The sequence below is a fragment of the Rhizobium sp. P44RR-XXIV genome, from assembly GCF_001999485.2.
Classification (GTDB): Bacteria; Pseudomonadota; Alphaproteobacteria; order Rhizobiales; family Rhizobiaceae; genus Rhizobium.
Genome location: NZ_MPVZ02000027.1, coordinates 784,054 through 806,777, shown reverse-complemented (window position 1 = coordinate 806,777; position 22,724 = coordinate 784,054). Strand labels below are relative to the sequence as shown.

The 22,724-nt window shown below is 56.5% G+C and carries 8 protein-coding genes and 2 pseudogenes; all 10 read right to left on the bottom strand.

Translation table 11 applies throughout. The features are described 5' to 3' along the window. Positions 1-27: 27 nt before the first annotated feature. Positions 28-2,007 carry a methyltransferase domain-containing protein gene (locus tag BSK43_RS16025; RefSeq protein WP_077472445.1) on the bottom strand — a complete coding sequence of 660 codons (1,980 nt, stop codon included), beginning with the start codon at positions 2,005-2,007 and terminating at the stop codon, positions 28-30. Continuing rightward, a complete protein-coding gene (locus BSK43_RS16020; protein ID WP_077472446.1) occupies positions 2,004-3,317 on the bottom strand; it encodes an ABC transporter ATP-binding protein in 1,314 nt (437 codons plus the stop codon). The genes BSK43_RS16025 and BSK43_RS16020 overlap by 4 nt, the downstream gene beginning before the upstream one ends. A 2-nt stretch (positions 3,318-3,319) precedes the next feature. Then, a complete protein-coding gene (locus BSK43_RS16015; RefSeq protein WP_077472447.1) occupies positions 3,320-4,117 on the bottom strand; it encodes an ABC transporter permease in 798 nt (265 codons plus the stop codon). A gap of 452 nt (positions 4,118-4,569) precedes the next feature. Continuing rightward, positions 4,570-6,140 (bottom strand): annotated as a pseudogene (locus BSK43_RS16010) (ISL3 family transposase). A gap of 356 nt (positions 6,141-6,496) precedes the next feature. Then, a pseudogene (locus BSK43_RS16005) lies at positions 6,497-7,623 on the bottom strand (IS3 family transposase). A gap of 86 nt (positions 7,624-7,709) precedes the next feature. Further along, positions 7,710-9,443, bottom strand: a complete 1,734-nt coding sequence (locus BSK43_RS16000) for a rhomboid family intramembrane serine protease (RefSeq protein WP_169055415.1) — start codon at positions 9,441-9,443, stop codon at positions 7,710-7,712. Between the two features lie 67 nt (positions 9,444-9,510). After that, positions 9,511-10,989: an HlyD family type I secretion periplasmic adaptor subunit gene (locus BSK43_RS15995; protein WP_136686991.1), complete on the bottom strand. Its 1,479-nt coding sequence runs from the start codon at positions 10,987-10,989 to the stop codon at positions 9,511-9,513. Continuing rightward, positions 10,986-13,172 carry a type I secretion system permease/ATPase gene (locus tag BSK43_RS15990; protein ID WP_136686990.1) on the bottom strand — a complete coding sequence of 729 codons (2,187 nt, stop codon included), beginning with the start codon at positions 13,170-13,172 and terminating at the stop codon, positions 10,986-10,988. Before BSK43_RS15990 ends, BSK43_RS15995 begins: the two co-directional genes overlap by 4 nt. Before the next feature lie 976 nt (positions 13,173-14,148). Then, positions 14,149-14,559, bottom strand: a complete 411-nt coding sequence (locus BSK43_RS15980; protein ID WP_077472976.1) for a hypothetical protein — start codon at positions 14,557-14,559, stop codon at positions 14,149-14,151. Positions 14,560-14,696: 137 nt separating this feature from the next. Then, a complete protein-coding gene (locus BSK43_RS15975; protein ID WP_077472975.1) occupies positions 14,697-21,260 on the bottom strand; it encodes an adhesin in 6,564 nt (2,187 codons plus the stop codon). Positions 21,261-22,724: the final 1,464 nt, after the last annotated feature.

The window sequence follows — 22,724 nt, the reverse complement described above, 5'->3', positions numbered from 1 at the left end:
AATATGCAATTCCTACCCCTGCTGCTTTCATCGTCGTGATAGTTTTTCGAAGAGGTCGTTCACCACAGGCGGCAACAATTTTCGATCAGCCAGCTGATCGGTTATGTGCTGCCGCAGGTAGCCTGCCGCATCCGCCGGCGGGATTTCGACCGGCATGATGCGGCGGTGGATTCGATGCACGTAGCCGTAAAGCCCCAAAAGCCGCAGGATGCGAAATGCCAGGTTTTTCATGGCTGGATGGCGGTTTGCCAGACGCACGGCCAGCCTGAACAAGCGCTTGATAAAGTGCTTGCACCGCTGTCTGATGCCGTATTGCCGCAGAAGCGCGACCTGCAGGCCGAGATAACGATAGGGAGCCATCATCCTCCACGAGCGGCTGCGATAAACCGCCTGCAGGGTCCCCGCGCAGGCCTCGTACCGGTCTGTCAGTACCTGCAGGCGCCCCTCTATGGCTGCGATGGCGTGGGCCTGCGCGGACACGGTCTCCTCCATCTGCGACAGACTTTCCAATACCATTGGCCGGTCTTTGCTCAACCCGTCCACTCTGTCGCGCAGATCACTTTCGCGATGGAGCCTCTCCAGGACATTCAACTCATGCGCCCGCAGCCATGCCTCCACGCCGTGCTCGCAGTCGGCAGGCTGAGGCAATGCCATCCGCTGTTCGAATAGCTCGGCCAACAGAGAAAAGCGCCATTGGGAAACGGGCCTCTGCCAAAACGCATAGAGCCAGCCCGCGTAAGGGCGCGCGAGATGGAACGGGCTCAGCAAGGGCGGGCGCGCCTTTTCGACTTTGGCCACATCGGGCATCAAAAGCTCGTGCACGAAGATAAAAAATGCCTGGAAGATATCGTGCGGCCACACACAATCCTTCGCATGCATTCCGATGGAGCCGTAATCGATCAGCTTGAAACGCTGCCTCGCCCGATCGTACATCACGTTCCACAGGCGAATGTCGTCGTGATAGAGGCCGGCGTCTTCCAGAGTGGCCAATTGCTGCAAAATGTCGCTTAGGACCCTGTCGACATCGAGTGACCTGCCGCCGCCGGTCATATCGGAAAGCAGTACGCCATCGATGACCGACGTTACGATCCACCCTTGCAGAGCACTCTTCCCGTAAGCCAGCAGCCGGGGAGTTTCAAAGCTTTCCGGCGGCCGTGCGAGGAATCCAGTCTCGGCTATCAGCTCCGACTTGTTGCGCAAGCCGACCTCCGGCGGAAAGGATTTCCGCCCCGAGGTGAAATCGAAGACCTTGCCGAAAAACGCGGAACCCCAATAATAGCGACGGCTTCCATTATGCACTTCGCGCGCGCCGGAATAAGGTTGCGCGCTCCAGCGCTCGAACTCATCGCAAAAATTATCGGACAGCAAGGTTCGGTTGCTGACGAGGTACATCGGCCTTCTCACATGCGACAGATGCGTCTCATGAGATGCAATTTGGTAACGGAAGGCGCAGCCGTCGATCAGGTCGCGGGGGTCGTCGGGTTGGGCACTCCCCCAATAGAGAGGCTCTTCCCTGAGAGCGAATTCGAAAATCCCGAGATTGATAACATTCATCAGCGTCATCAGAAGGCGCGAGACGTACTCGACCCCATACAAATAGACGAGATGATGGAACACGCTCAATCCGAGGACGACATCGTATTCACCCGGGTCTAGCGTTTCAACGAAGTTCTCTATGCGAGCCTGGACGAAGCAGACCTGTAGATCCGGGTTCTCTTCCGCCAGAGATGAGCAGACGTCGATATTTTCAGCCTGGAAGTCGACCCCTGTCACGGTTGCGCCACTGCTGGCTAGGCTCAGGCTGAAAAAGCCCTGCGCACATCCCAGGTCGAGCACCTTGAGCGGGCGGTTCAGGTGTCTCGATAGCCGCCGGCAGGCGTCTTCGATGATCACCAGCCGAGCCCTGCAGTCTCGCGCGGCCTCCCCGTCCCATTCCGGATGTCCGTAGATGACTTGATAGAGTTCCGGGAGGTCAGCGACCATACGCTGTAATTTTTGATCGCTCATCGGCTCGGCCCGCCTTCGTTCACGGCATGAAACTTGGCCTTCAAATCCACAACACCCCAGAACTCCATGCCCTTGCTGACGTGCAGGATTATCGAGTCATACCGGCGATCCAGGGGCGTCATCTCTCCTTGCGGATCTCCTGCGGAAATGCCGAACGAGAGGAGATAATCGCCGCTATTGAGATTGAGTGGCATGGAGAACCTGAAGATTCGCACGTCTCCCCGCTCCGCCGAGATGTTTTCGCGGCCGGCCGAGGAAAGAAACGAGTTCGAGCCATAAAGAAACAAGCCATCAAGCGTCTTGATCAGAATCCCGGGAACGACATTGTCAAAGCCCACGTCGAATCTGACTTTCAGATAGAATTCCGTCGGCTCGCCGCTGTCGATGGTCGGGGGATAATGTGTGCCGCCGACCTGTATGTCGTAGTCAATGATCTCCGCCCCTCCCTGGCCCCAGCGATATTCTTCCGGACGGTAGCCATGGCGGGAGTGATAGACGTCCCCGTCATTCGCGGTCGATAGCGCGGTTCGCGACGGTGAACTGGCGGCAGGGCCCTCTTTCATTGCGGTTTCGAACTGCGGCTTGCCGAACAACTCATCGAGATAACGGTTCGTCACATCGCGCGCTGACCCATCCATGCCGATGGTGCCGCCCTTGAGAAATATGGCGCGATCGCAATGCCGCACGATATCACCCACGCTATGCGAAACCAGCAGCAAAGTCGTCCCCTGCTTCTTGTAATCCGAAATGCGCGCGTAGCATTTCGCCTGAAAACGCGAATCGCCGACCGAAAGAGCCTCATCGATGATGAGAATACCGGGCCTGGAGGCCGTCGCGACAGCGAAGGCCAGGCGCATCTGCATGCCGCTGGAATAAACGCGAACGGGTCGGTCGATATATTCGCCGATATCCGCGAACTGCTCGATCCCGGGCATCAGCTCGTCCATCTGGCCACGGTTGTAGCCCATCATCAGCCCCGACATGTAGACATTCTGTCGGCCAGTGAATTCGGAATGAAACCCCATCCCGAGTTCCAGCAGCGCAGCCACTCTGTCATTCACCTGGATGGTACCGCGCGTCGGCTGCGTCGTTCCCGTAAGGAGCTTCAAAAGCGTACTTTTACCGGCGCCGTTAACGCCGACGATCCCGACCGACTCCCCCGTCCCAATTCCGAACGAAACCTCCTTCAGCACCCATTTCTTGGTGTGCCACTCCGACTTTCCCGGATACAGCTTCTCCCAGGCGCGGTGCCACTTTGAAGTATAGTATTTGTAGCATTTCGCAACATCGTTAACAGCAACGCTTCCCATATCTAGAGCTCATCAACGATATCTGCAGAATGTTTCTTGAACATACGCCAGCCTATTGCAACAAGGCACAAGGAAAATACAAAGACAAAAAACAGTGACAGCCAGTCCGGGTCCACGTTATATATGAATATATTTTGGTAACTCATGATAATGATCGCCATTGGATTGCAGGATATGACATCCCTGACCGAATCAGGCAGGATTTTAGCTACGTAAACAATGGGAGTTAGCCAGAACCAGAACTGGAGCACGATTCCCAGGAACTGCCCCACATCGCGAACGAAAACATTCATTACTCCCAATATAGTCCCAAGACCTATCGTAAAGAGCATTTGAATTATAAGTATAGGAAAAACATAAAAGAAGGAAATCCCCGGGAAATTATTGATAATAATCAAAAAAACTACGAACAACCCAAATATGATAAGAAAATTCACAAAGGACGACAGCGAAACGATAATCGGCAGGCAGATTCTTGGAAAATTCAATTTCTTCAGTACATTGGCATTCGATATGAATACGTTTGCCAGACCGTTGAGGGTCTCGGTGAACAGCCCCCAGGTCAAGACGCCGGAACACAGAAAAATACTGTAGGAAAAAGGCCCTGGCATACCTGCCAGTCGGGAACCCATCACCTTCGAGAATATCACCGTATAAACAATTATCATTGCTACAGGCTGCAATATCAGCCAGGCGGCACCAAGGAAGCTGTTCTGATAACGGGATTGGAAATCGCGCTTGACACTGCCAAATATAAACCCGCGATATCGAATGATACTCTTCATCAAATCATTGATCATGCGACAGTTCCAAATGCATTAGGCAACAAATCTACTTCTCTATTATCCTGTGCCTCACAATGAGTTCTAGGCAGAAATAAGGATTATTCCACACCAATTCCTATAGATTGATGCGTTATTCTCCTGCAGTCATAATAATGAGCAGACACCTACGCCGCCTCTCTCATGTGCGCGGTGTACCGCCGATCCGATACCTAATTGCAATCCTCAGTCGACAATCAGGCAACGTCACCTTATCGCATATGATTGTGGTATTGGTATCAGATAAATATTTCTCAATATTGCTGGCTGTATATTTCTCGGTTTTATGTACTGGCAATCTTCTGGAGTGCGCATGACTTCTAAGCCGTTGATAGGAGTATAGGTCGTTGATTTCCGGTAGGAACTGCCCCATTGGCCGCAGATATTTCCATTGAGAATTGGCTCTGCCGCAAATTTGCTGATGTGTAGCCCTACGGTGCGCCGATCAAACGCGCCTGCAGCAGACCCAGTTTTGCTCTCTCGTACATCCGGCGTTTGATGAGCTTCCGTCGCGTAATCTGACCCTCCGTCTGTCCGTTCGACCACGGTGAGATGATTGCGTTTCTCACGGCATTGAGGTCTTTTCCAACGCCACCAGCAAACGATCCGACCAGGCTGTTTTTAGCTGCTTCAAGCCATTCGTCGAGCTTTCGTGCCGTCTTGGAGCGGATCATGGATTGGAAGTCGCCAATGGTCGTGCGGGCAACGATTAGTTCCGGAACGTTCACTTCGATTGCCGCCACAAGGATCGCCTCGGATTTTGCCAAGTCATCGCGTGCGGTTGTCATCACCGGGCGAGGACCCGCCCTGATGGCGTTCGCGCAAGCCCGCTCTGGTTGGCCTTCTCTGCAAGACGTCGACGCTGAGCCCATTGCGAGACGACCCCGCTTTGCCCCGGAAAGCCCTTCGCTTTCATCGCGCGCCAGAGTGCCAAGGCGTTTCGGGCACCGTCGTCCCAGCGACTGTTGAGCCACGGCAACCAGCTATCCAACGAGCTGGGCCGTGTTCGAAAGACGTCGAGGCGTTGGCCCCTCAAAACGTCGCGGACAATCTTCCGGCTATGACCGATTTGCCGAACGATCTGGCGAATTGACGTTCCTTTCTTCGACAACTCCCGGATCGCCTCGTTTGTTTACCGACGGCGCAGATATCCCTCGTACTGCAGTTTCTCAGCGTAAGTCAGAAGCTTGGGATCAACGACATTGCTGCCGACCGCCTACCTGATCTGTCGCATCGACTTGCCGACTGCATCGAGGAACGCTCGGCTGGAATTCTCCATCAGATGCCAACGGTCAGCGACCTGCTCGGCATCAGGTAGGGCCTTTGCGATAGCCTCACCATAGCCGCCGCCCCGATCGCGAGCGACGATGGAGATCGACTGGTGCCCGGCAAGCCACGCTCGAGACGTATCCAATGCTCGATCCGGTAACAGGGTGACGGACTTCCGCCGCTCGAGATCGCAGACGATCGTCCCATAGGTTTGGCCGCGCCTGAAGGCAAAATCATCAATGCCTATTACGGTGAGTTCATCGTTCTGATCGGCAATACGGCGGCAAACCACCCGCAACAGTGTGTCGTTGCTCACTGGCACCATCAGACGATTGGCAAAGGCCGCCAGTCTGCCGCCGAGCGCCAAACCCAGGTGGTGGACGATGGTCTCCAACCGCTGGGTGCGCCGACCGTAACATGCCAACACGTCATTATCCAACCATTCGCAAAAGATACGCCGAACGCACAGAACGGCATCGCACCAGAACCGACGCGCCACGATTGCCAGCTCGACTCGCCGACTGCTGAAGGGCAGGTCAGCGGGCCGGCGCAGATGCCGGCTTTGAACTCGTCGGCTCTGTCGCCCGCAGGCTGGGCAAGTTCCTGAGGGAGCGCGCGATCGCAGCCGAACTTGAACGAACTCTACGACAACCGCCACTTCATCGACTGCAAAGCCGGACGGAGCGAGGCTCGCCTGTTGAAATCGTCTTGCATAGCTGATCCTCCGATGCATCAGCAAAAGCGTCATCCGTAATAGCAGCAAATGTGAGTCAAAGCCTCGGACGGATCTCCTAACACTGCGAAAAAAGCGTTTCTGATCAACACCATAAATGCAACTAGGTGGTACAACGCGAAATGAAAAAGTGGCGAAAATCTAGCTGAAACTCAACATCCTAACCCTTGGGCTTGCAGATGTGCTCGCGAAAATGACCAAATGCCTCACGGGCATTCCTCTGCCGAGATACTTTTGCTTCATCAGTGTATGGATACGGCAATAGAAAATCGCGTGAACGGGTCCACACACCTTCTCCCTCGAAAACACTTTTGCCGGACCCGTGAATAGCCCCAAGTTTCGTAGACACCCTCGGGTTAGATTTTCTGCTGTCTTTCGAACTCGACGGGTGGCAGCATCCCGTTCCTGACGTGCTTGCGTTTCGGGTTGTAGAACATTTCGATGTAGTCGAACACGTCCTAGCGAGCTTCATCGCGTGAACGGTAGACCCTGCGACGTATCCGCTCTCGCTTCAGAAGATTGAAGAAGCTTTCGGCCACCGCATTGTCATGGCAGTTGCCGCGTCGGCTCATCGAGTGCACCAGATTGTGGTGCTTGAGGAATGAGGCCCAGTCCATGCTGGTGAACTGCGAACCCTGGTCCGAGTGGATCAGCACCTTGTCCTTCGGTTTGCGTCGCCACACCGCCATGAGCAGAGCCTGTAATACGACGTCGGTTGTCTGGCGGCTCTGCACTGCCCAGCCGATCACCCGGCGGGAGTAGAGATCAATGACAACCGCAAGATAAGCAAAACCTTCGCAGGTCCGGATGTAGGTGATGTCCGTGACCCAAGCCTTGTCCGGAGCCGCCACGTCAAATTGCCGGTCGAGCGTGTTGTCGATACCAACGGAAGGCCTGCCGCCATAGATGCCGGGACGGCGTTTGTAGCCAATCTGCGCCTTGATCCCGGCGAGCCGGGTCAGACGCGCAACCCGGTTCGGGCAGCACATCTCTCCCTGATCGAGAAGGTCATCGTGCAGCTTGCGATAACCGTAGACGTTGCCGCCCTCTTCCCACGCCTTCAGGAGCAGATCGGTCTGTCGCTTGTCCTCGTTGGCTCGCCTGCTCAGCGGGTTCTTCAGCCAGGTGTAAAATCCACTGGGATGAACCCGCAGAAGGCGGCACATCGTCCGCACCGAAAACTGCAAGCGATGCAGAGCAATGAACGCGTACTTCACTTTGCATCCTTGGCGAAATACGCGGCCGCTTTTTTTAGGATATCTCGCTCTTCGGTGACGCGAGCCAGTTCCCTCTTCAGCCGCCTGATCTCCTCGGCCTCGTCGTTGCCCTTGGCATTCGGCGCAGCAAACTTCTTCTTCCATTCGTAGAGCGAATGCTGGCTCACCCCGAGACGCTGCGAAACCTCCGCAACCGGATAGCCTCGCTCCGTGATCTGGCGCACCGCGTCACGCTTAAACTCTTCGCAGAAATTCGATTTGCTCATGATGCTCTTCTTGCCCCAAAATTAGGAAAGAAGGTGTCTACAAATCTGGGGGCTATTCACGCCGGACCTTCATACTACCCTTGGCTCTATAACCTCTTAAGCCGTTTCAGCTCGCCGGCCGCGCCCTCATACTCCATGAAAGTATGCGGACAGGACAAGAGAGCGGCTTTGAATTTCTGGGTAGCATCGGCGGTCTCTCCGCGTAACATATGCCACTCACCAACATAGAATATAGCCTCACAAAGGCTGTCGCTATTGGTGGCCTTCGCGGTAACTTCCTCGGGGCTCAGTTCTCCGAGAAAGAGCTTATAAACTGGGTAAGGCCATTTGCCTTGATCCAGTTTGCCCGCCTCAAGACGAAGATCGGTTGCCGCCTGACCGTCATTGCCTCGGGTCTGGGCGAGAAAGCGCCAAAGATGATAGTAAGGCGCGGCTTCCGGGTCCAGCGCGACCCTTGCTGCGAAGTCGTCAGCCGCCAGCGGATACTGCCCCTGAAAATATTGAACGAATGGATCGGCGAGATAGCCGGCACGGAGCTGGCTGACCGGCCAAATCGAACCGAGTGCGACGACAGCAAACGCAATGCCGCCGACGAGTGCTGCCGTACTGAAACGGGGATGAAGCTGCTGGCGTGGCCAAACCTTGAGCAACGCCAACGAAACTGCTCCGCCGGCGAGCGCTCCGCCCAGATGAGCAGCATAATCGATCTGCATGCCACCGGCTGTCTGGGCAAAAAACGGCAGCAGCGAGGGTACGAGAATTTGAATTGCTCCCACCCGCAGGATGGATGGCAATGGACCGGACGGAAAATGAAAACTTGCAACGATCACAGCGGCGAACAGGCCGACGATACCACCAGAAGCGCCGACGCCAACTATGTTGGAAGGGTTGATCAAAAGCGATGCTATGGAGCCGCCAATAGCACTGATGCAGAAGAGCCCGGCAAACCAACGCCAGCCAATGAGCCGTTCCAGCAAGATACCAGCCCGCCACAGCGCAAAGCAATTGAAGACAAGATGCATGATACTGCCGTGAAGCAGGGCAGCCGTCACCAACCTCCACCACTCGCCATAAACCAAGATCCTTTGACGGAAGGTCCCACCGAGCACTAGCAGCGTCTGGGTGCTTGGCGCACCATCCTTTGGCACAACAACACCGAATTTAAGCTCCGCGGCATAGATAACGATCAGAATGACGATGAGAACGTAGGTAAAAGTCGGCCGCCCCTTAAGATTAAAGATCGGGCCGGCATCGTCTTGAACCTGAGAAGCTGAGGGCAAGCTACCGTCCGCCAGCGCTTGCTGCTCTCGATCCTTCGCAAGAAAATCCGTGCATTCATCGTATATCCAGTTCGGATTGCCCAATAGCAGTCTCAGCGAAATGACCGCTGTGGCTTCCGACACTCGCAAGGCTTTCGGGACCCAGCGCGCGAGGCCACGCCTTGTCAACGTTCGCGCCACCGCCGGATCCAGATCGACATACATTTGATCGGTCCGTCTACGTTTATATCGTCGGATATCCCGAACTGCGCGCCAGGGTATTGTTTCATCGGCGTAACTTTCGATGAAAATTCCGGCGCTCGATATAGCAAGGCCCGGTCCTGCTTTCACAATCTTGAGCAGCATCGCAATCACGAGCAGGCCGCTGAGAGCGGCGATAGGCAAGAATACAACCGCGCTCGGGTGAGATTGCCCCGGCCTTTCGGGAAGGAAGGGTGCAGCGGCGAGCCCCGCCGTAAAGATTAGCAGTATGAGAGAGAAACGCAGGACCCTACCCTTGTAATAGGCAAACTCCGTTCTTTGAGGAACCTGTGTATCCATTGTGAAGCTCTCAAATTGAAATTCTGTCATAAGCAGCGACCAAGTTCGCCGATCGGAGCAGGCGGCCTCATCGCTCCTGCATGGCTTGCGAGGTGACCTCGACGATCGGCGAGAACAGATATTCGAGGATCCTGCGCTTGCCGGTCCTGATCTCGGCGGTGGCCGCCATGCCGGCGGACAACGTGACCAAATTGCTATCGACATTCATGGTGCTGGTATCGAGCCTGATGGTCACCGGAAAGACGAGGTTTTGAACCCGTTGCACGTTGGTTGTTGGGACGGTAGCCTGCAGCTGTTTGGTTGGATCGCCCTCGAGCTGGTTAGCGTCCGGCTCGGGGATAGCGTCAGTCGCAACTGCGGTTACACGGCCATGGATCACGCCATAGCGCGTGAACGGAAATGCTTCGACCTTGACCACCGCCGGCTGCCCAACCGATACAAAGCCGATATCGCTGTTCGGAATGTAGGCCTCGATCTCAAGCACCGAATTGTCAGGCACGATCCGCATGAGATCGACACCGGTCGTGACGACTTGTCCGACGGTATTGATCGAGGACGACTGGATCATGCCGTCAATCGGGGAGATGATTGTCATCGATTGCCGCCGATTGCGGGCCTTGACCAGTTGCCGGTCGAGTTCGTCGGCCTGACGCGATGCATCGCCTGCCTTCTGAACATTGTCTGCGACAAAGGTTTGAACCGTCTTCTCGCCATCGCTTGTCGTCACAAAAAGCGATGCCCTGGCCTCTTCGAGTTGACCGGTCTCCTCGGCAAGCGTCGCTTCTTCTTTCTGGCTCGTTTCCTTCGCATCGATGACACCAGACTTGGATCCGGCTTCTTGATCAACAAGCGAGGAGCGGATGGCAACCCGCTCGTTGAGTGTGTCGACCAGCTTCTTCTGCGCCACCATCGTCTGCTGCAGCCGGGCGACAGTTGCCTGGCTCTGGGTGTGTTGTGCAGCGAGATTGGTGAGGTTGGAAGCAAGCTGTGACAGGTCGGCTCGATAGATCGATTGTTCCCGGTCGCGAATGCTGGAAGGCGTATCATCTGCAAAGGCCAGCGGAGCGTCAGAAATCACCTTCTCGACCGTCCATATGCCTTGGTCTCGCCACTGCTCGACGGTTGCCAGAACCGCCTTGCGACGGACCATCTCTCCACGATAGGCCTGGAGATTGACTGATATCGCCTCTTCATCGGACTTGAGTTCGGTATCGTCGAGCTGAACAACGATGTCGCCGGCCTTGACGTGCGAGCCGTTGGCGACGGGCACAGATCTCACCTTGCCGACCTCGATCGACTGGATGACCTTGACGCGGCCGGTCGGCTGGATCTTGCCCTGTGCCGTCGAGACGATGTCGAAGGTGCCGAGATAGCTCCAGATGAGCGTGGCAGCGACGACCACGGCGATGAACCAGATGAAGGCGGTGCGGACCGGCGAGGCCGGCGTCTCGAGGATCTCAAGTGCCGCCGGCAGGAACTCGTTCTCGGTTCGCGTGCGGCGCTGAGGTTTGCCCGGGTGCCTGGGAGGCTTGACCACCTGGTTCATGGCTGGTTCAGCCCCGTCTGCAATTGCCACAGATGGGCGTAGAGACCGTTCTGGCGCGCAAGCAGTGTGTCATGCGTGCCCTCCTCAACGATGCGGCCATCCTTCATGCCGATGATGCGGTCGCAATGGCGGACGGTTGCCAGCCGATGGGCGATGATGATGACGGTCCTGCCTTTGACGATCTCGCGCATATTGGCAAGGATGATGCGCTCGCTCTCATAGTCGAGCGCACTGGTGGCCTCATCGAGGATCAGCATCGGCGGATTGGTGGCAAGCGCCCGGGCAATCGCCAGGCGCTGCCGCTGGCCGCCGGAGAGATTCGCGCCGCGCTCCTCGATCAGCGTGTCATAGCCCTTCGGCAGCTTGGCGATGAACTCGTCGGCGCCGGACAGCCGCGCCATCTGCATGGCGCCCGCCCGCGACATCGACGGATTGACCAGGCAGATATTGTCATGGATCGTCCGGTTGAACAGCATGTTCTCCTGCAGGACGACACCGATGTTGGAGCGCAGCCAGGCCGGATCGACCTGGGCGATATCCTGGCCGTCGACGAAGACCTGGCCGCGGGTCGGGATATAAAAGCGCTGCACCAGCTTGGTCAGCGTCGACTTGCCCGAACCGGAAGGGCCGACGATGCCGATCACCTCACCCGGCCTGACCGACAGCGAGATGTCGCGCAGCACTTCCGGACCATCGGCGGTATAGCGGAAGTTTACTTGTCTGAAGGTGACCGACCCGCGCGGCTTCGGCAGGCTGACGGAGACTTCTGGCCTTGGTTCCGGTGGAGCATTTAAAATATCGGCGAGACGGGCCACCGACACCTGCACCTGCTGGAAATCCTGCCAGAGCTGCGACAGCCGCAGGATCGGCTGCGACACCTGGCCGGCGATCATGTTGAAGGCGACCAGCGCGCCCACCGTCAACTCGCCATTGATGACGGCCTGCGCACCGAAGAGAAGCAATGCCGCCGAGGTGATCTTGTTGACATACTGGATGGCATTCTGGCCCTTGGCGGCCAGCATGGTGGTGGCAAAGGACGACTGCACGTAGCCGGCCAGCCGCTCTTCCCATTGCGCGGCGACAACCGGCTCAACCGCAGATGCCTTCAGCGTCTGTACACCGACGACAGTCTCGACGAGCAACTGCTGGCTATAGGCGCCGCGCTCGAACTTCTCGTCGATCTTCTCCTTCAGGAACGGCCGCACCAGGAAACCGATCGCCAGATAGAAGGGAATGGAGGCGACGACGATCCAGGCAAGCTTTGAGGAATAGGAGAACAGCACGAAGATGAAGACGACGGTGAAGATTAGGTCGAGACCGGAGAACAGCCCCTGCCCGGTCAGAAAATTGCGGATCGTCTCCAGCTCGCGCACGCGGGCAATGGTCTGGCCGGTCGCCCGCGTCTCGAAATAGGAAAGCGGCAGGTTGAGCATATGCCGGAACAACCGTCGTCCAAGCTCGACGTCGATGCGGTTGGTGGTGTGCGACAGCGCATAGGTTCGAAGATATTGCAGGATCACATCGAACAGCCCGACCGCGGCCAAGCCAATAACCAGGACGATCAGGGTGGAATAGCTGCGATGCGCCAGCACCTTGTCGACCACCACCTGGAAGAACAGCGGTGTGACGAGCGCGAAGATCTGCACGATCAATGAGGCGAGCAGCACGTGCCCGAAGGCATGGCGGTAGCGCCAGATCGACGGCAGGAACCATCTGAACCCGAAATTGCCCTGTGATGCCCCCGGCCCTGCCAGGCGCCGCTGCAGCAGGATGAAATGGCCCGATGTCTCGGCCAGCAACTCATGGGCGCCGAGATTGCGGCTGGAGAAATCGACGGGATCGATGACACGCCAGGTCCCCTCGGATGCCGCTCCACCGAAGATGGCAAACCGGCCGTCGGTCAGGCAGGCGATCGCTGGTGTGGGCAATGTCGCCAGCCGGGCATCGCTCTGGATCTCCAGATGCTTGGCCTTCAACCCCACGAGCTTTGCGGCCCGCAACAGGTCGTTGCGGCCGGCCTCCTTCGACAGCGCCAGATCCCGCGCCAGAACATCCGGATTGGAGGCAATGCGGAAGTAGCCGGCGATCGCTGCAATTGCCGCAAGACCGCTGTCAGCGCGCTTCGCTGCGTCCACTGGACCGGGTGGCGGTTTCGTCGATTCAACAGTGATTGTTTGGTCCATAAGGATCGCCTGATGATTGTTTGACGGCGCCGGATTCACTTTTGGACTTGGATGCCGGTAACGCTGTCCTTCACGGTCCCATTTCCGAACGAAATGCGGAGGGTAAAACTGTCACTCCCGCTGTAGCCCGGAGACGATTGATAATAATAGTCAATCATCGACTGCTTCGTTGAGTTGCACTTGGCAAATCCGCCTTTGGCGCCGGTTAGTGCCTCCTTCTCTGCAACAAGCGTCAACTTCCCATGCGTGGGCGGCTCGACAACACGTATAGTTGGCGAACCAGCCGTGCTGCAATCAGGGTTGATGTGCCAAGCCCGTCCAACACGTTCACGATGGCCGCTTGTTACGCTCTTGTGGTGGCTCACCTGCCTCACGCCGTCCGCCGATGTGGTAACGCATCCTGAGGCTGATATGGCGACAATAACCAAGGAGAAAGCCACGAGAGGGGATCGCATAGTTTCCTAGTCCTTACAGCTTAAAGCACATTGTGGATTGGTGGATGCGAGACTTGGCGCGGGTGCAAGGCACGCCCATTCCGCGAACCATCTCATTTTACGACCTTGATCTCGGTCGTGACATCTTGAACGACGCCATTTGCGTAGGAGTGTCGTGTAAGCGCTCTATCTGTGCCAACGAATCCTCGATCAGAGGTATAGTATTGTGCGTTGCCAGCCACCTTCTTGGAATTGCACTTTCCGTCCTTCCAATATGGAAAAACATCCTCTCGCTGAATCGCCAATTTGCCATGCTTCGGTTCCTGCAGGACGCGAACGGAAGGGTTTCCCCGCACGCTACAATCAGGGTTAAGACTCCAATCGCGCCCGATCCGCGTCCGTTCACCGCTCACGGCAAACGCATGGTCATTAATCTGCCGGACACCATCCGCGTTGCTCGTTACGCAGCCCGACAGTGCGGCGGCTCCACACAGGATCGAGGATAAGATCAATAGTTTCGACATGCTGAATCCTCTGTGGGGCTATTGGTGAAAGCCGGAAAGCTTTTCGTGTTGAGGACGCGGCCTTGCCGGACGCGCACCCGCGATCCGCAACGCCCTCGCAATGCTCGCGGTCATGACGTGACCTTGAGCAAATTGAACATAATCGTCGTAAGGGATGGCGCCCTTGGCATAGGCAGTGAGAATACGGCGGCAGTATTCATGCCGGACCTCAGATGGCTCAACGTTCATAAGCTTTGCGAGCTTCGCTTGAACGTCCGGAGTGATGCCATTGTGGCTACATTGCTCGATGTTCCAATTAAGGGCATCGGGATTAGCCAACATGTTTTTATCATATTCATAACCACTCTTGGTCGTAACGGGTGCAGCATTCGCCGGCATCGAAAGAATGGCCATGCAAACTGCTGCGAAAATCGTCCGATAGCTTTTCATTCTCATCTCATTTGCTTGGCAGTGGCACGGCCGATTCTTGGGTTGCAAGAATCCAGGCGCCGACACCGCGTCATGGGAGATTATTGACCCATATGCCAAATCGCTCGTCGGCGGCATGTGGATTTTACAAACGATCCTCAAGCGGCATTCTGTTTAGGGATCGCCGGCTGGTAGCTGAGGGTGGCATCGCCGACCAGGTAATGCGAAGTCCCATCTGTTGTTTGGTACGAGCTGGTTCCGGTAATTGCCGATCCGTCGGAGAACAAATGGCTGCCATCGCTCGTGGCCAGGAGGTTGATCAGCTTGATACCGGCCTGTGACATGGTCTGCAGTTCACCATCGTCAACCACACCGTTCTGGTTGGCGTCGCGCCAAACACGGAACTCGCTCCAGCGATCATCGCTGGCGTCGAGAACGTTGTCGTGATTGCTGTCAAAGGCCAAACGCAAGCCATCGAGGTCGGAGACAGAACCGCCGTTGGCTGCCACTTGCTCCGGCGTCGCCCATTCGGAGAAGGCGAGCTCCTTCGACTGATCGATCTTGCCATCCGGGCCGGCCTGGCCATTTTCGCCGAGATCGATTGCGAGAAAGCCATCCTGCGGCCCGACCCAGGCGGTGCCGTCGCGAGCGCCGTCGTTGTTCCAGTCAAATGTCACGGAAGATCCGGTCATCAGAGCATTGGTATCGAGCGGCCGTAGATCAATATGGCCGTCCCCGTTCAGATCGAGCAAGACGGGACCGTGACCAGAATGTGCCTGTGGCCAATAGTCCACCATTTGGTAGCCAGAGCCGCCGCCACCGTTCGGGCTTCCGCCACCACTGGTGATCGCAAACCGCTGCCAGGCCGTCATCGCCCCAGAGCCATCATACTCGACATTCGTGTAGCTGCCGTCGTCATTGTAATATGTCGCGGTATTGATGACGCCGGAATTCACAAAGCTCTGAACGACGGAAGTCCAGGACTGGTTATTGTTCACATCATACGAGGTGACAGTCCACTTACTTTGATCATCGCTATAGACGTAGTGAGATAGAAGCTTAACGCTTGGAGTAATAACATCCATGACAGATGACCATGGTTGTGTATTGGCGACATCCCATGTGTATTGAACTTGACTGCCATCATCATTGATGACCTTTTGATTAGTCATCTGGCCGGCAGTGTTGAACGACTGATCGATCTCCGACCAAGATTGTCCGTTCGCCGGATCCCAAAACCAGATGCCCTTGGTGCCGTCGTCGTAATAGGCCGTTTGGTTGGTCAAGCGCCCTGCCGCATCAAATCCCTGCTCAAGTCTAGACCATGATTGAACATTGGTCAGATCATAGGTGATCCCAATGCGCGAACCATCGTCATTATATTGCGTGGCCTCTTGAAGTTGTCCGGCAGCATTAAACAGTTGCACATAACTTGACCATGATTGAACATTCGTCACGTCATAGTTGAATACGTACCGAGTTCCATCGTCATTGTAGTTTACCTGGTAGAACAAACGCCCGTTTATATCGTAATACCCATCGACCCGTGACCACCATTGCGTATTGTTGGCATCGAATGTGATCTCCGTTCGCGTCCCGTCGTCGTTGAATTGCTTCTCTTGCGTCTCCTTGCCATTGGCATCAAAAGACTGTTCGATCCGTGACCAAGGGTTAGCGTTCAGCGGATCGTATATCACGGCCGAGGTTATAATCCCCGCCTTGTTGGCATTGACGGTGCTCAGCACCTGCCCACCAGCGGCATTGTAGGTGGTGGTTATAGAGCTTCCGTCTCCCGCGATTGCAAGTTGCGAAGTCACCTGGCCCTGTCCGTTGCTAGTCACACGGAGCGCCAGGCTGCCCATCGCCGAAACGGCATCGACGACAGTCTGCGTCACGGCGCTGCTGGCATTGAGGTCGACCTTCGTCAGCGTGACAGAGCCATCATTGTGGGTGACCGAGGTTTCCGTGTGATCGATGACGCCGTCATTGTTGGAATCCTTGCTCAGAACGGTGATCAGGCCGTCAGTGCTGGTCGTAATCGTGCCCTTGGCGATTACGGCGCCGCTTGCATTGGTCTCCGTCACCGTGGCAACTGTCGAGCCGTCGACCTGAAGCTGCGACTGCATGACGACCTCATAGGTGCCATTGCCGTCATAATCGTACTTCACCGTCTTCGTGCGGCCATCCGCAGAGCTGTCGGTCTCCACCTTGGCGGCGATCGCCTGCTTCCAGTAGATTTTGCCGGCCAAAAGATAGTTGGCCTTCTGTGCCGTGGCGTTATTGGTAACGATCGAGACACTTGCCCCCGTCGTGTCGGCCGTGAGTGTTTCCACCTGGTCGACTGTACCGTCGCCGTCGACGTCCTTGGAGGTTGTGTGCATGAGACCATCCGACGATTGTTGGATCGTCGTCTTCGACGCCAGCTTGTTCGTCGTCAGATCCGTGTCGGACATGACGCTTACCTTGCTGCCGTCGGCATTGTTGGTGTTGACCGTGATGCGTCGGCGGTCGGCCGTGCCGTTGCCGTCGACATCCCAGTCGGTCATGGTCTGCAGGCCATTGGCAGTCGTGGTCGACGTCGAGCCATCTGCCTTGACGCCAGCAGACTTGTAATCTGCAACGCTCTGGGTGGTGACACCGGAATCCGCTGTCACCGTCTGCTGGTGCTGATCGATGACGCCGTCGCCATTGGCATCCCGGTCGATTGTGACCGTCCGCTTGTCGGCGCTTGTGAGCGTGATCGTCTTGTCGAGCAGTTTGCCCGAGGCATCCGTCGTCGCAACAGTCTCCCGCCTCGACCCGTCAGCCAGATTTTCGAGTGTGTCGCTGACAGTCTGCGTCGCCAGGCCCGTGCGTTGTTCACTGGTGGAAACGATCAACCCGTCCGCATTCGTCGTCGTCACAAACTTCGAAATCAGCGAGCCATCGGCTTTTGTGCTGGAGACCGTGCGCGTCCGCGTGCCATCGGCATTGATAACCGTAACGTCGGTCGAGGTCTGGGCATAGGTGCCGGCACCTGTCATGTCCGACTGCGAGGTGATCGACAGGCCGTTAGCACTCGTCGTGGTCAGATAGCGGCTGGTGAGCGTCGTACCGGTAAGGAAGCTGACGGTTTGCGTGCGCGATCCATCTGCATTCAGGACTGTCACGTCCGCCCGGAACTTTGTGAAGGTACCGGAACCGGTCTGGTCCCACCTTGTCGTCACCGCTAACCCGTCAGCGGAGGTCTCGGTCTGGGTCGACGCGTTCTGTACCAATGTGCCGCCGCTGTTGGCGACATAGACTTTTTCCAAAGTCGCCTTGCTGCCATTCGCATACAACGTCGTTTGATCTGTCACATATTTATCAGGGGAACCGTTGCCATCCGTATCATAGCTGAAGGTTTGCCCGAGCCCATCAGGACCTGTCACAATCGTCTCGCTATGCGCCACAACACCTGTGGAGGTCAGATCGGAAAGCGTGCGCGTCACGCTGCCATCGGCGTTCTTCACGGTAAGGGACTTCTGGTCGACGACACCGTTGCCATCGATGTCATAGGTCACGGTGACCGTTTTGCCGTCACCGCTGGTTATGGTCGTCGTCTTGTTGGCGACCGCCCCGGTGTTGGTCACCACCTCTACCGTCGAGCCGTCGGCATTGAGCGTCGTGACGTCACTGCCCGAGCGCAATGCTGCGCCCGTGCCATCCGTCCAGCTTGTCTGCTTCGACAAGCCATTGCCGCTCGTCGTCGTCGCCGTCTTCGAGATCAGCGTGCTTCCAGCCCCGAACCTGGAGACCGTCTCGGTCTTGCTGCCATCGGCATTAAGTGTCATGACGTCTGTGATGACCTGCTCATAAACGCCGTCCCCGTCGAGATCCGAGCTCGTGGTGACGGAGAGGCCATTGCCAGCCGTCGTCGTGACGGCGCGGCTGGCGAGTGTTGTAGTGCCGACCTTGTAGGTCTCGACCGTCTTCGTCGTCTGCCCGGTGGCGTCTACAACAGTGGTCGTCTTCACATCCAGCTTGCCATCGCCATCGAGGTCGACCTGGCTCGTGACCGTCCTGCCATCCGCGGTCGTTGTAGTGGTCGTCTTTGACAGAAGCGTGCCGCCAGCCGTGCTGACGGAATCGGCCACCGAGGTCGAACCATCGGTATTCAGCGTCTTCGTTGATACCTCCAGCCGGTCAACCGTGCCGTTGCCGTCGTAGTCGGAGGATGTCGTCGTCGTCAGGCCATTGGCGCTGACCGTCACCTTGGTCTGGTCGGTGAGCGAGGTACCGGCATAATCCGACGACGTCGTCGTCTTCGATCCGTCATTGTTGAGCACGACCGCCTTCGCGGTCTTGGAATCCACGGTGCCGTCGCCGTTGACGTCCTTCTGGACCGTGGTCGTCAGGCCGTTGCCTGAGGTGACGGTCGTCACCTTGTCGAGCAGCACACCCGTGTTGCTCTTGTCGGTGACCGTCTCGGTGCGGCTGCCATCGGCGTTGATGACCGTCTGGTCGACAGTGGTCACATCGACCACACCATCGCCGTTCAGATCATCAGCCGTCGTCGTCGTCAATTTATCGGCGCTGACAGTGACAACGGTCTTCCGATGAAGTCCACCGTCCGCACTGGCCTGTATCGTCGTCGTCGTTTGGCTTCCGTCGGCCGCGATAATCTGTGCCGAAGCACTATCGACGTGCCCATCGCCGTCGATATCCTTGGTGACGCCCGTGGTCTTGCGATCGGCACTCACAGTCGTGACCGTTTGGCCCAGCAGCGTGCCGTTGCCGCTCTTCGTCGTCACCGTTTCCGTACGAGCACCGGCATTGAGGACAATCACATCGGTGACTGTCTTATCGAACACGCCGTCGCCATTCACATCGGACTGCACCGTCTGCGTCAGGCTATCGGCCGACGTGGTCGTCACCGTTTGGCCGTTCAAGCTGCCGTTGCCGCTCTTGGTGGTGACTGTTTCGACGCGGGCGCCGCCAGTACCCGCCGTGATGACGTCGGTCGTCACAACGTCATAGGTGCCGTCCCCATTGGCGTCGGTGCTGACAGTCTTCGACAAGCCATCAGCACCGGTCGTAGTCAACACCTTGCCGACAAGCGTTCCGTTCGGATTGAGGGTGCTGTCGGTCTCGGTTATCGTTCCGTCGTCGGCGACCGAGATGATGGTCTGCTGATCCGCAGCACCATCGCCATTGGCGTCGAGCGAGATGTTCTTGCTCTTGCCATCGACGCTTGTGACCGTGATACTGCTCGACAGCAAAACGCCACTTGCGCTCTTGTCCTGGACCGTCTCAGTGCGCGAGCCGTCGGAACCAACCGTCGTGACGTCGGAATGGACGAGATCGGCAACGCCATCGCCAGTTACATCAGTCGAGACCGTCGTCGACAAGCCATTTGCAGCGGCTACCGTGGTCACCTTGCTTCTGGCCGAATTGTCACCATTCGTGGTGGTCACCACCGTCGTCACGTCACCGTTCGATGCGATCGTCGTCTGAGTCTGGTCACGCTCGTCGACGGTGCCGTTGCCGTCAAGATCGCTGGTCACGGTCTTGGTGTGCCGGTCGGCGCTGGTCACCGTTGTGACGCTGGAAATCAGCGTGCCATTAGCACTGCTATCCTTTAGCGTGCGCGTACGCGAGCCGTCGCCGGCTACGACCGTGACGTCGGAGACGACCTCGTCATAGGTGCCGTCGCCATTGACATCAGTACTGGTTGTCTTCGTCAGGCCGTCAATACTCGACTGGACCTGGACCTGGCTCAACGTCGTTCCGGATGCGCTCAGCGTCTTGGTCGTTGTCGTCGTCGAGCCGTCTGAATTGGTGACAAAGACTTGGCTCTGATCGGCCTTGCCATCGCCGTCCTGGTCGACCGATGTCGTGATCATCTTATGGTCGGCACTGGTGACCGTCGTCGTGCTATCGACAACCGAGCCATCCGCATTGAAGTCCGTCACCACTCGCGTGCGGATGCCTGAGGCAACCGTCGTGACATCAGTTTGCCAACGATCATACGTGCCATTGCCATCGTCGTCGAATTTGGTAGACACGCTATTGCCATCGGCGCTCGTGGTCACCAGATTCTGGAAAGCCAGGCTGCCGTCGGCATTATAGGCCTGGATGGTGTTCGTCTTCGACTGGTCGGAGTTGGTGACTACGGTCGATTTGACGATATAGCCATTGGAATCGCTGGCGAGGACGGCATCGCCGACAGCCCCAGTCGAACCGTCGGACTTGGTGTAGGTTGTCGTCCCGGTAATCGCGGATCCGTCGCTAAAAGTTTGGCCGCTACCCTTCGGCGTCAGGTCGATCGAAGTTATACCCAGCGAGGACAGCGACACGAGCTGACCGTTGACCATGACCTTGAACTTTGACCACTTCGCATCGCCGGCGTCGAGCTTGCCATTGCCATTGGTGTCAAAAACGTCTTTGATCGCCTCAAGGTCGCCTGTTGCCGTCGGATCCCACTGCGTGAACTCGAATTCCTTCGAGTTGCTGATCTTGCCGTCGCCATCCGCATCGAATGCCAGAACGCCGGAGCCATTACCCGCCCAAGCCATGCGGTGCTGATAGCCGTCGCCATTTACATTTACGAACTGCGATGAGCTCGAAAGCGTGCTGACGTTCAGGCCATTGCCGGAAAGGTCAATAAGAACCGGGGAGCCGGCACCATTGCCTTGGCCGTCGTCCGAGTTATCGGACTTTGGGGAGCCCTCATCAGTACCTTGAGTGTCCTCATCGTCCATCGAGCTCGGATGTATGTCACTATCACCAGAACCGGAGACCTGAGCGCCTCCAAAGGGATTACCGCTTGGACTGCGTCCGGGACCTCCATAGGGGCTCCCGTTATACGAGCTGGGCCCAGCACCAATACCGCTCCCTTGTCCGAAGGACGTGTCATTGTCCATGGAATTTGGAGTATAGCCAGGACCCAAACCTCTGGCCCCACCACCGAGCGATGGTCCATATGATCCAGGTGCTCCCCCTACTGGACCAGCCCCACCCTCGTGCGCGCCTCCGCCTCCACCACCCTCTCTCGAATCTGAAGAACTACCCTCAGACCAAGATCGACCATCGAACGTCCAAGGGCCAACAGTAAATGGCTGGAGAGTGGGCGGCGTCGCGATTGCAGCTAAAGACGGCAGCGTCACGCTTGCAGGATTCACAACCGGCTGCGGGGTGTAGTTGATGTTTCCGAGCATCGTATTAATTGCATCGGGAATAGTCGGCGTCGGAAATGGCGACGGTAGTGGCTGCGAAGCAGGCCCCATGAGATCGAATGTCTTGCCAACTCCAAGGTAGACACCCAGTCCCACCACTATACCAACTACCACAGCACCTGGCCCAGTCTCAGAGCTTACTGCAGTAGCACCAAGTCCGGCGTCAACCGCCTCCGCTAATGCAAGTCGGGCAGCGACCGCGTTGGCCATATCAGTTGCCGCAATCGAAGAAGCAATTTGCGCGCTGGATTGTAAAGTGGCCTTAGCTGCGCCATTCCAACCATCTTGGAAAGCACCGAGCGCAACGTTAGCTATTCCTCCAGCAATACTTAGCCCTAGCATAACCCCGCCAACTTTAGCATAGTCCGAAAGCAACCCCTCGGCGGCCTGTACTTGACTAAGTTGGGTTGCGACTGGCGAAATCGCCAAATCAACTGCTAGTCCCCAGCCTGTAAGTGTATTGCTGATTTTGCCGGCGGCTTCGCTCCAGTCTCTCTGTTTTGTCATTTCATACCCTCTAACTCTTCAGCCTCATGACTTTACCGGCCTTAATTGCACCACATACAAGCATGTAAAGGGTCATTTGAAGTGAATAGTAGAATAGAAATATGAAAACATAAGATTTGGCAACACTAATGTAGAATGAATCTTTTTCACTAATAAAGTAAATTTCATGTTTTTCTTCGAATGGCAAAAGGGTAAACGCAAGACTTATAATAAATACTAGACACCACATTACGAGAAACGATGGCATAAAAACTTTGTATTTCATTTTTGCCTTCCAGAAGAGTGCAAAAATCATCCACAATGCCAGAACTATACTGAATATCGATCTATCGACGAAGAATTGGCATTTTTCAGCCGATGTGAACGCAGTGGCTTCAACATCCGATACAAACATTCCGTTCTGAGGCCATCCGAAGAAAATGGCGGAACTTACGGCCTCGCACGTCCCATTTTTGGCTAGAAGAGAATTTATCGGCCAAGTTA